Source organism: Clostridia bacterium (assembly GCA_024685775.1).
Lineage (GTDB): Bacteria > Bacillota > Clostridia > Christensenellales > CAG-1252 > CAG-1252.
Window position 1 is genome coordinate 87,728 of record JAIKVL010000038.1, and the last position, 15,826, is coordinate 103,553.

Annotated in this window: 9 protein-coding genes; 8 read left to right on the forward strand and 1 reads right to left on the reverse strand. The window is 49.9% G+C overall.

Translation table 11 applies throughout. The annotated features are described in order from the left end of the window. Positions 1 to 244 precede the first annotated feature (244 nt). The 4 genes from K5753_07315 to K5753_07330 all read left to right on the forward strand — a co-directional run bounded on the left by K5753_07315 (position 245) and on the right by K5753_07330 (position 4,208). Entirely contained in the window at positions 245 to 1,180 is a 936-nt protein-coding gene (locus K5753_07315) for a hypothetical protein (protein MCR4727009.1), read from the forward strand. Positions 1,181 to 1,520: 340 nt separating this feature from the next. Next, positions 1,521 to 2,366, forward strand: coding sequence for a transporter substrate-binding domain-containing protein (locus K5753_07320; GenBank protein ID MCR4727010.1), 846 nt, complete (start codon positions 1,521 to 1,523; stop codon positions 2,364 to 2,366). A gap of 15 nt (positions 2,367 to 2,381) precedes the next feature. Next, complete coding sequence (locus K5753_07325; GenBank protein ID MCR4727011.1) at positions 2,382 to 3,104, forward strand: amino acid ABC transporter permease; 723 nt, start codon at positions 2,382 to 2,384, stop codon at positions 3,102 to 3,104. A 12-nt stretch (positions 3,105 to 3,116) separates the two neighbouring features. After that, positions 3,117 to 4,208, forward strand: coding sequence for an amino acid ABC transporter ATP-binding protein (locus K5753_07330; GenBank protein MCR4727012.1), 1,092 nt, complete (start codon positions 3,117 to 3,119; stop codon positions 4,206 to 4,208). A gap of 101 nt (positions 4,209 to 4,309) precedes the next feature. On the opposite strand, the gene K5753_07335 is transcribed toward K5753_07330, so the two are convergent. Next, positions 4,310 to 5,593: a GGDEF domain-containing protein gene (locus K5753_07335; GenBank protein MCR4727013.1), complete on the reverse strand. Its 1,284-nt coding sequence runs from the start codon at positions 5,591 to 5,593 to the stop codon at positions 4,310 to 4,312. A 317-nt stretch (positions 5,594 to 5,910) separates the two neighbouring features. Here K5753_07335 and K5753_07340 point away from each other — a divergent pair, with 317 nt between their 5' ends. The 4 genes from K5753_07340 to K5753_07355 all read left to right on the forward strand — a co-directional run. After that, entirely contained in the window at positions 5,911 to 6,852 is a 942-nt protein-coding gene (locus K5753_07340) for a hypothetical protein (protein MCR4727014.1), read from the forward strand. Positions 6,853 to 6,859: 7 nt separating this feature from the next. Further along, positions 6,860 to 7,585 (forward strand): hypothetical protein, encoded by a 726-nt coding sequence (locus tag K5753_07345; protein MCR4727015.1) that lies wholly within the window; start codon positions 6,860 to 6,862, stop codon positions 7,583 to 7,585. A gap of 9 nt (positions 7,586 to 7,594) precedes the next feature. Next, positions 7,595 to 8,572, forward strand: a complete 978-nt coding sequence (locus tag K5753_07350; protein MCR4727016.1) for a hypothetical protein — start codon at positions 7,595 to 7,597, stop codon at positions 8,570 to 8,572. A 75-nt stretch (positions 8,573 to 8,647) separates the two neighbouring features. After that, positions 8,648 to 15,826, forward strand: a 7,179-nt coding sequence (locus K5753_07355; GenBank protein MCR4727017.1) for a hypothetical protein, incomplete at its 3' end; no start/stop codon positions are given.

The following is a 15,826-nucleotide window of genomic DNA, read 5'->3' on the forward strand; positions in this document are numbered from 1 at the left end:
CGGCTCGAAAAGAAAAAGTGCGGAAATTTAGGAGAATTTTTATCGGCGGACCTGCATAAGATTTGTTAAGAAAACGGTGATTTTGTTTAAGAAAAGTTAACATTGTTGAAAAAATGTTAAAAATGGGTATTGAATTTTGGGTTTTTATATGGTAAAATGACGATAAGAAAGAAAGGGTAGGGGGATGGTCCCTCTACGACGAACAATTTGTTTAGTGCAAAATGTTTAATAAGGAGGTATTAAAATGAAAAAACGTTTATTGATTACTTCAATCGTAATGATGCTTGTCGTTGCCGTCGCTCTTTCGACCGCAACCTACGCATGGTTTACGAGCAACAGCTCCGTTACCGCGAGCACCATTAAAATAACCGCGCAAACCAGTAATGCCAGCGCGCTCGGTATCGGCTGGATCGGATCTTCTGCTTACGGAATTGCTTCCAACTCCATCACCGCGACCGGGCCTTCGACGTCTTTCGCGCCTATGGTTCCTGCAGAACTTACGGTCAACTCAACGACAAGTTCCCTTTCCTTTACCGGCGCTACGATCAAGAGCGTAGGCGGTAACTTTGTCTTCAACACGGATGCCGGTGCAAGAACGCCTTATACTTTCACCGACGGCACCGATGAAGAGTTCTACGTAAAGAACCTCTCTACGGCGAACGACGTCGCGAACCTTAGAATGACGATCACTTGGGCGCCGGGTGATACCTATACCCGTGCGACTGCTTTCAAGAGCGGTGAAACCTACTACACGGCGGGTGCGAATAACAGCTATACCGCGGCGGAGCCGCAACCCACTTCCGGAACTTTCGGCGACGGAACCTACTACGTCAAAGACACGAAAGATGACGATTTGGTCAGAATCGCGGTCTTTGCGAGAGCTGCCGCGAAACCCGAATCAGTTCAGAGCTCCAATTATGTACTTAAAGGCATCTTTGGTAAGAGTGCGAACCTCGATACCGAATTCGGTACGGTCGCGGCGAACGGAGACGTTGAAGGTCTCTGCACCACTCCGCGTAAGACCGTTACGGAAATCAACTTCGGTGCGCTCGCTGCGGAACAACAAATCGATATGGTCGTTATCGCTTGGCTCGACGGTGTGGCTTTGAACGATGCAACCGCCGGAAGAGTATCGTCTTTCAGCCTTGACTTCGCTGCTACCGCTGCGGTTGGCGCTTAATCGAAAGTAGAAAAAGAATTTGCGACTAAACACAAAATCGGCTACCCGAATTCGGGTAGCCTTTTTTGTTGATCGCGAGGGATCGGGGTGAAGAAGGAAAGGATCTCGCCCCTCGGAGCGCTTGGGGATCGAAGGAAGCCGATCACGCTCGGTGAATATATTTCGCATTTATGCATAATTTATTAAAAATACGAATAAATTCACGGATATGAATAAATATACGCATAAAATCGTGAATAATGAAAAAATATTGAGTTTTTTCGAAAATTATACATTTTTCATTTGACAAAACCTCGGGCGGGTGATAGTATAGCAATATCAAGTTTAAGGAGATTTGATTATGAAAAAAGTTATCGGAATTGTTTTGGTTCTCGCGATCATCGCGACCTGCGTCGCAGCGTTTGCGGCTTGCTCGAAGACCGCCGTCGCGGAAGTCGAAGTCAAAGACATCGAACTGACTGCGGAATCCTATGCGTTTATCGTTAAGAAGGGTAACACCGCGATGCAGACCGCGGCGAACGAGCTTCTTGCGGAGCTCAAAGCGAACGGCGAACTCGCCTCGATCATTAATTCTTTCTTCGACGGCACCGCTACCTTCGAGTACACGAATCCCGCGAGCCGCCAAGGCTGCCTGATCGTCGCGACGAACGCGTACTTCCCGCCTTTCGAGTACTACAACGGAAATAAGCTGACCGGCGTCGATATGAAGATCGCTTCTTTGCTTGCGGCGAAGCTCGGCAAGACCCTCTTCATCTTGGACGAAGATTTCGACGCGATCTTTACGAGCGTCAACTCCGGCGAAGCGGATATCGGTATGGCGGGCATTACGGTGAACGAAGAGCGCCAAAAGAGCTATGATTTTACCGAAGAATACTATGAGTCCGCGCAAGTCCTCGTCGTCAAGAAAGACGACACGCTCTTCGACGCTTGCACGACCGCGGCGGACGTCGAGAACGTCATCAAAGCGCAAAACAAGAAATACACGATCGGCGCGCAAAACGGAACGACCGGCTATATGTACACCGCGGGCGACGACGATTTCGGTTACGACGGTTTCGCCAACATCACGGTGAACGGCTACAAGACCGGCGCGCTTGCGATCAAGGATCTTCAAAACGGAAAGATCAACGGAGTCATCATCGATAAGCAACCCGCTTTGATGATCTCGAAAGCATTGAATAAATAATAGGAAATTCGGAAAATGTCCGTTTGGCAAATCTTTTACAGACAGTTTGTAACCCTCAGCGGTTACAAACTTGTCTTAGAAGGGCTTCTGAACACCCTTGTCATCGCCGTTTTCGGCTTATTGATCGGTCTTTTGATCGGAAGCGTCGTCGCCGTCGTCAAGGCGATCCCTTCTCAAAAAAATCCCGTCGCGAAAATCTTTCAGATCCTCGCCGACGCTTATATCACGATTTTCCGCGGGACGCCTATGGTCGTCCAGCTTCTTATTATACACTTCGTCTTGTTCCCGCTTATGGGGATCAATTTCAAAAACCTCGTGATCGGCTCGTTCGTCGTCCAAGGCGTCGTCATCGAGGCGGTCATCGCCTTTGCGCTGAACAGCGGCGCGTATATCAGCGAGATCATGCGCGGCGGCATCAATTCGGTCGATAAGGGTCAGCTCGAAGCGGGGCGCGCTTTGGGGCTTTCTTATTCGAGATCGATGGTCAGCGTCGTCATCCCCCAAGCGATCAAAAACGTCCTTCCGACCCTCGGAAACGAATTCATCGCCTTGATCAAAGAGACGTCCGTCGCGAGTTTTATCGCGGTCACCGATCTGACGAAGGCGTTTCAGAATATGGCGAACAGCACCTACGAGTATATCGTCCCGTACGTCGTGCTCGCGTTCTGCTATCTCGTCTTGGTTATCCTCATCACGCTCCTCGTTCGCTTGATGGAGAAGAAGATCAGGACGGCGTAAAAGGAGGAGCCAATGGAAGAAAAAGAGAAGAAACCTCTGATCGAGGTCAAATATCTTACGAAAAAATTCGACGATCTTTTGGTTCTGAACGAGATCTCGACGACGATCTACGAGGGCGAGCGCGTCGTCATCGTCGGTCCGTCCGGCGGGGGCAAAAGCACCTTTTTGCGCTGCTTGAACGTCCTCGAAGATCCGACTTCGGGCGAGATCATTTTCGACGGAGACGATCTGACCGACTTAAAGATCAATATCAACGTCTGCCGCCAAAAGATGGGAATGGTCTTTCAGCAGTTCAATTTGTTTAATAATCTGACCGTTTTGAAAAATATCACGCTCGCGCCGATCCTCGTCGATCGCAAGCGTTATTTCGCCGCGAAGAGAAACAACGCGATCCTGCCGAGATATAACGCCTATCTTGAAAAGCACAGCGACAAGATCAAAGCGAAGATCGATAAAAAGATCGCGAAACAAAAGGAGATCGTTCGAAAATGCGACGAGCTTTTGAAACCGATCGAAGAAGAATGGGCGAAGACGAAAAAGACCGTCGAACGCGCGGGCAAGACTTTCGTTACTTACGACAAGGCTTTGACGCGCAAAAAACTCCGCATCGTTACCAAGATCGAGAACGCCGAGCGCGCGATCGATCGGGCAAAATACCCGGAGCCGAAAAAGTATATCGACTTCCCGTATAAGGACGTCAAAGAAATAAAAAAAGCAGCGGAAGAAAACGCGATGCGTCTTTTGAAGCGCATCGGGCTCGAAGAAAAAGCAAACGTCTATCCTTCGACGCTTTCGGGCGGGCAAAAGCAAAGGATCGCGATCGTTCGCGCGCTTGCGATGAACCCGAAAGTTATGCTCTTTGACGAACCCACGAGCGCGCTCGACCCCGAAATGGTCGGCGAAGTCCTCGACCTCATCAAGACCATCGCCGAAACGGGAATGACGATGATCATCGTTACGCACGAAATGGGCTTCGCGAGAGAAGTCGCGTCCCGCGTCTGCTTTATAGACGGCGGCAAGATCAAAGAAGAAGCTCCCCCCGAGGAATTCTTCGCGAATCCCCAAGACCCGAGACTGAAAGAGTTTTTGTCGAAGGTGCTGTAAGTCGATAAACGCGATTCGCCGCAGGGGCGGATATTAAAAAAGCTCGTTGTGATCCAACGAGCTTTTTTAATAATTCATCGTTGCTTTGTCAAATTTTATCGTTATTCTTTATAAAAACTGCAGCACGCTTTTCCTGCGTTTTTGCTTTCGTAAAGAGCGACATCCGCGTTCTTCATCAGAGATCTGTCAAGTTTTTTCCCAAACGCGACTCCTGCGCTGAGCGTCACCTCCGGCGCGCCGTTTTGCGCTTCTGCGGTCAAAAAATCGTTGATGCGTTCGTATTTGCTTTGGATGATCGTTTTGCTGTTTTCGTCAATGCCGAACAGGGTTACGGCAAACTCGTCGCCTCCTATGCGGAAGATGCTGTCCGCCGTGCGGAAATTTTCACGCATGGCAGTCACCACGCTTGTCAAAACCTTGTCGTCCGCAAGATGCCCGTATCGATCATTGATCTGTTTGAAATTGTCGATATCCACGATCAAAAAAGCAAGTTGCCCTTCCTCTGCCGTGTTGAGGATGTTTTCAAAAGCATTGCGGTTGAGCGCACCGGTCAAACCGTCGTGTTCCGCTTTGAACTTCAAGCGTTTTTGACTGCGGCGGTTGGATTCGTACATCAAGTTGTAGGCATAGGCAAACATTTTGATTTCGTATCCGCCTTGTACCGGGAGGGGCGCGTCTTTTTCGATATAAGGGATCGCGCGGATGAGCGGCGTGAAGATGCGGCTTGAAGTTAAGATTACGATCAAAATGGAAAGAGCGATAAACGTGGCGATCAAAATCAGCTCGTAAATCATGGCGATGCGAAGACGGAACTCCGCGCCGTCCTGTGTCTTTTCAAGTTCCTGAACGAGACTTTTTACACAAAGATCGACTTCGCTTGAGATCGTCCCTTTGGAAGAAGTGTAGTTTCGGTCAAAAAGGATATTGGTTGCAAGTTCGGCTTTCCCCAAAGCGGAAAGAGCTTGTTCTTCCTCCGTTAAAACTACGGTGCGAACTCTTTCGTCGTACGTGGAAAGGTCGTCCCCCGCAGATTCCGCTTTGAGACGCATCGATTTGAACTCGGTATTCATCAAATTGCGGGATTCGATCATTGCTTTTTGCAAATGTTCCGCGGCGGGAGAGTTCGGAAAATTCTCTTCAATAAAATCGAGGGCGTCATCGCGGCGGCGGTTTTCGTCGGCTTCCGTGAAATAGGCGGTCATATGTTCCGCAGCGCCCGTTGCCGCAAAGGAGCGGGCCTGATCGGTAAGATAATCGGAAGAAACGATCATTTCTTTGGATTTTTCTTCCCAAGTGACGTAATTTTTTGCGACGTTGATCAGGTCGCGATAATTCATCCAGTTAAAAACGATAACGACGATAAGAAGAGCGGAAACCAGCGCCATAACAATGGCAAAAATAGTAACCGTGCGCTTCAATGGAATTCCATGCTTGCGCACTTGCGAAAAATCTCCCATAACCCCTTCCCATCTTTTGTTTTTGAAAACGTTTTCTCAAGATTATACTTACTACTACATAAATTATTAGGATATTTTCGCGCGAATGTCAAATAAAAATGGTGAAATAGCGATAATTTTGTAAAGAATTTCAGGAAAACTCTACCAAAAAAAAGATATTTGAAGAAAAAGGGTTTACACAAAATAATAAGTAAATATATAATATATATGTATAATTTTGTGCGCGCACGTAAAGAGGAGTTGGGATGAAATTGTTTGGCAAGCACGTTTCCGAAAAAGACAAGAAGGAGCTGTTGATGCAGCTTCTCGCCGTCGTGCTGTCCGGCATTTTTGTCATTACGCTTGGGGTGGTCAGTTTTGCCTGGTTTTCACAGAACGTCTCCGTGGAAAACTCCGGTATGCAGGTTGTTGTCTCTTATGAAACGGTGGAGCTTTTGATCGACAGAACGACGGAATACGACGACTCTTCCCGCTATGAAGGCATGGTAGGAGCGGGCGGCTTTAAGTCGGTGCTTGCCGCAAAAGAATTTGACTTTACCGAGACGTATACGGCCGAAGCGCCCTTGCTCGCTTATGAGCTTATTGTGGCGGAAAACACCTTCGAAAACAAAAAGTATTTGGTCCCCGGCGCGTACGGTATGTTGACATTTTACATTCGCCCGAAAACGGGACACGACGGCGACACGGTGTTTTTCAATCTTTTCTTCGAAGGGTACGCAAACTTTTATGAGGAAGGGCAGGCGGTTTCTACGATTCAACAGGTCACCAAGGAAAGCGTTTGCAATTTGTTAAAGGGGCATATTTTGTTTTTTAAGGAAAGAACGGGGGCGGCATATGCCGATTACGTTTATACCGAGCAGATCACGGGAGGCGCTTTTAATTATGATATGTCACAGCACGCCAAGTGTTCCGATCCCGGCAAAACGGACCTTTATAAGGTGACGTTGTACTGGGAGTGGCCGCTCACCTACTATGCCATCCGTGACGATCTGTCTACCGAGTCCCCCGCAACGACAAAAAAATATCCGACGGAGACGGGGGCGTATGTTGCAAACAACCCTCTTTACTTCTACCCCCCGAGTGCGGCGATCGCGACGGATGAAGAAAAAACCGACGCCTATAACGACGGCGATCAGTTGATCGGCGACAACGTGGAATACTTTGTCGTCCGCATCGGCATTGTTTGAGGAAAAAATGAAAGGGAAAGGATTGTTACAAGCCCAAAAGATTGCTTTCGTCCTGCGTTTGTTGGTCGTAACTCTTCTTATGCTCGGCGTCATAGGCGCCGCCACGTTTGCTTGGTATTCTTTCCGTGCCGGGACGGCGGCGTATGTCCCCGTTTTCTCCCCGGAAGCTTTGTACATCGGCGCGGGACACCGCGACGTGGACGAGGACGTTTACGAAGACATTCGATATTTGTACTTCAACGGGCTTGATGCCGAGGGCGGCGACTATGTGGACAAAGTTTTCAGCATTTACGGCAAGGGCGTCGGTGCTTACAAGATCCAAATCGCCTACACGACAAACAACTCGTTTTCTTACAGCATTTTTCATGCTACGGAATCAAAAACCGAGACAGAGGGCGCTGTGCAGTACGTCACGCACCAAGTTCCTGCGGAGGCGTATTTTTATACTGCAGACGGCGAAGCGATCGCGGGGACTTATTTGAACAGGACGGAAGAAGACGGAAAAGGAATCGCCACTTCCGACTACCATGCCGCCACGTACGACTCGTACTCTTCCGTTCACAAAAACGCGGAACCCATTTACTGGCAGACGACTTCTGCCGAGATGGGGAATAACAGAGGAGATTTTGTCAACTACTATCTGCTTCGTATCTATAAAAACGGCAAAGCCACCAATGATCGCGAAACCGACGTTCTCTGTATTGCGGCAAAAGCGGTCACGGTGCATGAATAAGAGGGAAAGATGAAGGAACGCAAGGGGAAAATCACATTCGTTTTGTTGATCGTGATCATCGCGGTTCTTCTTGTCGCGGGTACGGCGATGGGCAGTTATGCCGCCTATATCGGCAGCCGCAGCGCTCAACGTACCGTCGCCACGTACGACGCGCAGGGGGAAAGATTTTCGTCCAACACGTTGGTCAGAGGATACAGCAGGGATAACGTCAAAACTCTTTACGTAACCGATTCTTCCGTTGTGCCGGCGTCTGTCGTTACGATTTGTAATTATGAAAGGGGGAAACAGACGCTTCCCAACTCCGAGCCGATCACGTATTCTTTGCTTTTCCGATTTGTCAAACACGATCCTTTATCGGATGCGGGGTATGTTCCGGTGGACGCCGCTTATATGACGGCGAACGCTTTGACCGCTTATACAGCAACGCTTCGCTTGGGGTCGACGGTGGTCACCTTGAATTCTTCGCACCTCAGCGACAACAGCTTTTCGGGGGCGTTGAATGCCAACATCGCGGATTCCGATTCGTATACTTTGACCTTTGGCACGGAGTTCGTTTCCGGAGAACAAGCTCCAAACCTGTACGTCGAGATGGTGGCTACTCCGCAAAACGTGGGATTGCACGCGATCGGCGGAATTTTTAAAACCGGCGTACGCGCGCCGGGCGCGGCCAATTCTTGGACGGGGGATTTCAGCGACGATAAGGCAAACGCGCCCTCTGTTTACGACGGATACAATTATCTGATTACCGGCGTCGGCGAAGGGACGGTCACCTTGACGTGGGATAATACCCGCGTTGAATTGAGCGATTATTCTAAACAGATCCTTCTTTCCATTGAAGGGGCGACGCAAACGGGCAGCAGTGTAACCTTCCGCGTTGATTCCGACGTGGAAAGTCGTTACGACTTGCAGTTTTATAAGAGAAACGTCACTACCGAGACGTGGAGCGATATGCTTGCCACGGTGGTTACGTTCCGATTCGGAGCATAGGAGAGGGCTATGAGCAAACGGCTAAGATTTAAAACGAATTTGCTTTTTGCGGCGCTGGCGGTGTTCTTCTTTGCTATGCTTGTTTTTTCGACAACGTTTTCTTCGGGCGTGACTGCGTATGCGTCCGAGCCGGTGCAGATATACAATTTTTACAGCGTTTCGGAATTTACCGCCTACGCAAGAGCTTATGCGGCGGGCGACAAAAATCCGGAGGACGTTATTTATCTTACGTACAATGAAGGAAACGAGCTGACCGATGATCAATACGTCAGTTTGGGTACTTCAGACAGGCCCTTTGCCGGCACGATCTATATTCCGAGCGTCGGTATCGACACGTTTCGTTTGTTTAACTGTCCGCTTTTCGATTACGTATCGACCAAAGCCCGCATTATGTACAACGGGACGACGACAAACGCCTCTGTCAAAATCATTCGTGAGGCGGCAAACGAAATTCCTGCGGAAGGGGTGCTGACTTCGGGCGCGGCGTTTGCAAATCACGTAGTAAAAGGGGAGAGCGCGGCTTTTTGGAATGTGCAACTTCTTCCCTATGAAGGAGAGGGCTCGTCGGCAAGCAATTACGAGGGGTTGATCGGATCTATTGCAAACGAGGCATCGGTTACCGTCTCTTTGACAAATACCTCTTCTCTTCCCGTTGTAAGAGCGGGGGATGCAGGCTTGATTTGCGGCACGTTAGGAGAGGATGCCTCTCTTACGGTCGGGACAAGCGGTTCCGGCAATGCCGTCACCGTTACTTCGACAGGGAACAATGCCGGCGGGTTGGTCGGTACGATGCTTTCCGGCGCTGAGCTTACGCTTTCTTCCGCGAATAACACTCGGGTAAGTGAGGTCACGGGTAGCAAATATGCAGGCGGGTTGGTCGGCAGCGCGATCAATCCCGTCGTTACGCTTGGTACGGGTCTCGCTTCGTATGCGATCTCGTCTTCCGTTACGGGGGGAAGCGGCGCCGGCGGCGTTTTCGGATACTGCAAAACGCAAGCGGCGAGCGAGACTTTCGCGGCGAACAAATACGATTTGGCTAACGGCTTGGCGGTATCGTCGACAACTTGCGCCGGCGGCTTCTTCGGATTGTTGGACAGCGAATGCGAAGATCTTATCTTTGACGGATGCGCAACAAGCGGCAAGTCCTTTGCTTTTGCTCTTACTTCGACTTCGGCGCGCGGCGGCGTCGCGGGTAGGTATAAAACGAATGCGCTTACAAACAGCTTTGAGATTTCAAACGTTGATTTTTCGGTTACCGCCGCCGGATCCGGCGGACAGTCGGCAGGGATTATCGGACAGATTATAGACGGACCCGCATATCTTTCTCTTCATGATATCGAAGTAACGCAAAGAGGAAACGCTTTGTCGGGCGGGCTGATCGGCAATCTCGGTAACGGCGGATCTTTTGCCGACGTGAGGGACGTCGTCATAACCGGCGGATTTGATGCGGGACTTATCGGAAATATGCCGCAAGGCGTTTTGCGCATTCAAGGAGAAACGGATTTTTCTTCTTACAATCAGACTTCAGCCAATGCGGGATTGATCGTGAGAGATCGCGGGCGCGCTCTTATTTATGCGCTTGGAAACGGTTCGGACGCAGGTTGGACGGTTAAAAGAAACGTAAACAATGATATCGACGACGTTCGCGGGTGGGGCGAAGTCCTTCGCGCGGATGGAACGATTCTCCGAGAAAGTGATCTTGTCACCGTGGATGGCACGGCGCATACCGTTACTATAAACGCGGCGGCTCCCGCGATCGGGACGATTACGCAATTTGCTTTGACCGCTTTAAATATTCAATTGAATACGACGACGGCGTCCGGGGCATTGCGTTTTACTTCCGGTGACGCGAACAAGAGCGCCTCTCTTCTTTCGGGCACGATCGAGTTTATCGCGGATATTACGCTTGCGGGGACGGGCTTGACCGGTTTTACGAGAGATGACGGAGCAAATGACGTCTTTACGGGAACTCTTGACGGAAACTTGCATACCGTGACTCTTACCACGGGGGAAAAGTACGGACTGCAGGGCAACGGTTCCGCGCTTGCGTCAAATTCCACGCAGGGCGCCATCCATCGCCATTTTTACAACGGATTGTTTGCCAAAATCGGAGGCGGAGCGTCGATAAACGATCTCGCAATCGACGGTGATATCAAGATACAGCAAAGCGAAAGCGGAATGTTCGCGGGCGCTCTTGCGGCGTATGCAACGGGAGCGGTTTCGATCTCCGCGTTGACCGTTACGGTTGAGCTGGCTTATCGCACGACGACGGATTGTTTGATTACTTTCGGAGGCGCTATCGGTACGGCGGTAGGTTCAAACGTCGCCGTTTCCGCGTCGGATTCAAACGTTCATCCCATTGTTTCCGATTCGACGGAATCAAGGATCGGGGGCTCGAGTTTCGGCAGGATCGGGGGATTCCTCGGCAGTATGATGCTTGGCAGTACGGACTCTCCCTCGCAAAGCGTAATGATAGAGAATAGCCTTATCGGATTGACCTATACAGAATCCCCCAATACGTCGAGGGCGTCCGTTTTCGGCGGGGTGATCGCCGTGATCGGTAATTCCACTTACGTAAAGGATCGCAGGACGGTCGTTTTGGATACCGTTTCGCTTTCCGTTACGGCAACGGGTACTGCTTCAAACGGTATTTTCGGCGGGCTATTCGGGACAAATTGGCTTTCTTGCGACGTAACGGTGGATGGGGTGACGGTAAACGCTACGATCAGCGCAACGGGCGGCGTCACGCCTTTCGGCGGGCTTGTGCAGACGGCGACTGGCAGGTGGGATATTTCGGATATCACCTTAACAAGCGCATCTTACACGTTGCCGAATAACGGCTCGTCGTTCGGTTTTGTGGCAAACAAGACCCATACTGCGGAGCCGCTTACCTTAAACGGCAACACGATCTATCCCGAAAGCGCGCTCTACCTTGACGTGAACGACACCTCTTCGCATTACGATATCGGGGCGTTGACTTTTACGGGGAGTCCCACCTTTTCGGTCTATGACGAGTTGGTGGCAAGCAGCGTTGCTTTTGGAAGCAACGTGACGGCAAACGGGAATTCCGTTGTTTCCGTTACCACGAGCGGCAACGTGATCGATACGACGGGCACCGCTTACAACACCTATCTCAATAAAACCGCTTATGGCAGATCGTCGGGCGTTGTCAACGCCGGTACGCGGTATTACTACAATCTTGCCTATGCGCGGGCAAATCTTTCGATTGCCAAATACAAGTTTTTGGTTTGGTCGGTCAAGGAATACGCGCATGCTTCTCTTGCGGCTTGGTTTGCCGCCGAAGCTTCCTTTACGGGCAATTTGGATATGACGGGGGTTTCGTATTATCCGATCAACGTTTCGGGAACCGTTTCTTTTACGTCCGTCACAATAAAGTTGGATAATATTTTGACGGAATCATCCGTGCATTTTGCTTATCGTTACAACAACGGTTCGTTGCAGTCTTCCACTATGAGAAGCACGCGCGCAAATACCAATCAACACTATTTGATGCACACTTCCGTCTTTTTGAACGCCGTGGGGACAATCGTTGTAAACAACGGCACGTTGCAAGGAAACGTACCCGCCCTTTCCGATACTTCTTGCGGGTTCTTGGTCGCGGGGGTTTTGGGCGGTTCCGACGCGATCAAAGCTAAGTGCAACTTCTCGTCGTTGACTTTGGACGGCGTGTATATTTCAAACGGCAACGGACATTTTGTCGACACCGCCTACGCCCCTTTGATTATCAACAAAGTAGGGAAAAACACCACGATCGATTGGGCGGGCGCCGAGCAGACTTCCGCTTACGCTGCTTACGAGGCAAGCGGATATTTTGCCGCTTCGTCTTTGATCGGCGACGTGGGCGACGGCGCGGCGCGCGCAATTTATTTGACCTTCGGCGGATTGGCGCTTGACTCTCGTACTTCGCATATTTCCATCGACAACTTCGACACGGTGTACGGGACGGGAAGATCGGTTTTCAGTCGCGCAACGATTTTGAATTCCTTCCTTTATTTTGCGGAGAGTTCCGGCAGCTACAATTTTGAGATGGACGAGGATCGCACGGGGATAAGCACCGCGACGCACAGCGTTACTTACGGTAAAGAGATCACGTCTTCTTTGGAAAATGTGAATAAGCAAAAAAAATATTACGGCTCGGAATACTATGTCCACCCGACGCTGTATCAGTCGACGACGGAATATGATTTCTCTTTATCTTTCCATCCTTACGTTTATGTTCCGTACAACCTCGGGGAATATAAGCACGAGATTTCCGTCAACGTCACTTTCAGCAGTGTGATCGCGGGTTGCGGCAAATACGGCGATCCTTACGTGATCGACGACAACGACAAGCTTCCCATTCTGTCCGAGATCATCGCAGGCACCGACGTGGGCAATACGGTGCAACTGTATTTGCCGGATGATTTAACAAGTTACGATTATACGGGTACTTCTTACACCAAATATCTTTACAACTTCGGCATCACAAGTTTTGAGCCTTCCGACGGCGGTTCTCAGCAAGCCAACGCCAACGTACGCAGATATCTTGCGGGCGCTTATTACGTCATCACCAAGGACGTGACGTTGCCCGCTTCGTATACGGCGCTTGGGACGACGTCATCGGAGGAGTACGCCTTCCGCGGCGTGTTGATCGGTAGGGGAAACCCCATCGTAACCAATAAGTCGAGGAATCCTTTGATTTACTCTTCAAACGGATGCGTGGTCAAGGACCTTACGGTGGAAGTGGATGTGGACTACAACAGCAGCGACGTCATTGAACTTGCCGCACCGATGGGCAGTGACGTTTATTCTTACAGCGGCGGTATCCAGTCTTACGGCGCAGTCATTCAGCAAATCATGGGTGGCGACACGTTTATCGACAACGTACAAGTGACTTTTACAAACGTCACGTTTTCGGTTACGGCGTTGAATTCTTCGTATTATCCCACGTTGACCCCCGTCGGTGGATACGTGGGCGTTTTGGTCAACGGAGGATTGATCTTCCGCAATATGACAGGGTCCAACGTCGGGTTGACGGCGTCGGCGTACGACAAAGTCGCCCATAATGGATATCTTTACGTTAACGCCATCATCGGGCGCGTGATTGCCGGCTACGCTTTCAATGAAAATGAAGTTTATCATGCGACGGAGACGACCGTCACTCTTAAAAACGGTGAAAAGAATTATACGATTACGGATCTTGTTCTTCCATCCGCGGATTCCGATAAACTAAATGTAACGTACGCTTCCGGCAACACGTATGACATAGCAGTCCCCAACGGGCAAGCGTGGTACGTTTTGGGTGCGATCGTAAACAGCGGCGCGGCGTCGGCGTCGTATCACGTTTCCAACGTTAACGCATATCAAGCTCTTACGGATTATTGGTCCGCTTATCGCGCTCAAACGACGGCAAGGGCGGGCGCTACGTATGATGCCGTAGGCGTTGCCGGTTTTTCTTTCGATGAAGACTATACCGATTACGCCGTTTTCGACTCTTATACGGCGGACGGCGCCAAGATTCCCTATATCATCCGCGCATATACGGCAAAGTCCGGATCCGCGTATTTGGCTCGTTGCATTTCGGAAAACAGTGCCAAAACCAGAATTACGGTTACGAGTGATTGCGATGTCGCACAAGGGTTTCGAGGGGTAGGAAGTATTTATATTGATAGCCCATACGTTAGCCTTAATATGATGCGCCTTATCGGCGGAAACCGAACGATCACGCTGCATATGCGTTACGTTGAATACGATCACAAATCGGTTTCCGCGTATATCGCCACGCCGGCGACCGCAGGATTCGGGTTGTTTAATTATCTTAGGTTCAGCTCTCCGTCCGAAACGAATTCTCTTAACGGTTTGGTCCTTTCCGGTAGCGTTTATTACGATATGTACACCGTAGAAGGCTACCAAAGCAGGTATTTGTCCGCAAACTATTCGGGCGACAACTATGATGATGTCGCCAACATAAGGAATGAAACGATTGATAACGTCAACAGACCAACGATTCTGTCGGCAGGAGGATTGCTGGGATTTGTGAACGCGGCTTATTACATCAAGAACGTCACCTTTAACGGGTTGTCCGTGGAAGGGGCGAAATCCGCCGGCGGTTTAATCGGATTGGCTTACAGTAACAATAACAATGACGTTGCTCATTTGAAATTTGACGGAAATACGACAAATACGGGATATGTCAACGTTGTCGCGGGTTTGCACGCAGGCGGTTTGTTCGGTCAAATTTACAAAAGGAAAACCGAAATCATAGGTGCCGACGGCGGAACTGACGTTATCGTTAAAAACATTGAGATGAAAACCGACGTTCCCAATGAAAACAATATGGATTATTACGGCGACATCTACAACGGAGTCGGCGGGATCATAGGAAACTACTATAATCTTAACCAAGGAAACGATACAGAAACCATCCACGGGACGCGGACCAAGCAGACCAGGCGTCTTTATATAAGCAATATACGCGTAAAGAAAGGGACGGAGCCTGCGTTTGTAAAAGTGAGAAACGATTCTTCTACCGCTATGATGGCAAATTATGCAGGCGGGTTCATCGGGTCGTGCCATAACGTTATCCTGCATATTTACGATTGTTCTTTAGTCGGTGTAAACGTAAGGGCGAACACCGTCGGCGGATTGGTCGGCAGATTGACGCAAAACTATTTTATGACCGTGCGGAACGTCACGATAGACGGAAGCGACAAAACGGCATCATTGATCGGCACACGTTTTGCGGGAGGGGCCGTCGGATGGTTGACCGGACGTGACGGCTACTATTTCGGTTGCAACGGTTTGAAGGTAAAAGACTACGAAATCATCTCAACCTATACGGAAAACGATATATGTGCGTCCGGTGGCATTGTCGCGTTTGCGGAAGGAGACAATGTCGCCCTGAACAATCAGTACAGTTTCGTTTGCGATATCAACAATGCGACGGTTACGGGTTGTCTCATTAAAACAAATTACGCAAACGGAAGCAACTACTGCGGCACCGGCGGTTTTTTTGGCGCATCCAATTGCGGTCGCATTCCGGAAAACCAAAACAACGGCAACTACAAAAAAACAATGAACAACGAAAGTTTTAAATACAAGTTCAGCGGGTATGACTTGCTGCTTGAAAACACAACGCTTGTCCATTTGGATGGTGGCGTCGTCGATGATTCTACTTCTTCCACGAACCGTAAGATAGGATGTATCGTCGGCAATAACGCCGTAAGCAGCCCTTTAAAATTCGTCGGCGTAACG

What these genes read in the sequence shown, in the direction of transcription:
- K5753_07315 (MCR4727009.1), top strand. Translation starts at nt 245, where the DNA reads ATGAAAAAACGTTTATTGATTACTTCAATCGTAATGATGCTTGTCGTT.
- K5753_07320 (MCR4727010.1), top strand. Translation starts at nt 1,521, where the DNA reads ATGAAAAAAGTTATCGGAATTGTTTTGGTTCTCGCGATCATCGCGACC.
- K5753_07325 (MCR4727011.1), top strand. Translation starts at nt 2,382, where the DNA reads ATGTCCGTTTGGCAAATCTTTTACAGACAGTTTGTAACCCTCAGCGGT.
- K5753_07330 (MCR4727012.1), top strand. Translation starts at nt 3,117, where the DNA reads ATGGAAGAAAAAGAGAAGAAACCTCTGATCGAGGTCAAATATCTTACG.
- K5753_07335 (MCR4727013.1), bottom strand. Translation starts at nt 5,593, where the DNA reads ATGGCGCTGGTTTCCGCTCTTCTTATCGTCGTTATCGTTTTTAACTGG.
- K5753_07340 (MCR4727014.1), top strand. Translation starts at nt 5,911, where the DNA reads ATGAAATTGTTTGGCAAGCACGTTTCCGAAAAAGACAAGAAGGAGCTG.
- K5753_07345 (MCR4727015.1), top strand. Translation starts at nt 6,860, where the DNA reads ATGAAAGGGAAAGGATTGTTACAAGCCCAAAAGATTGCTTTCGTCCTG.
- K5753_07350 (MCR4727016.1), top strand. Translation starts at nt 7,595, where the DNA reads ATGAAGGAACGCAAGGGGAAAATCACATTCGTTTTGTTGATCGTGATC.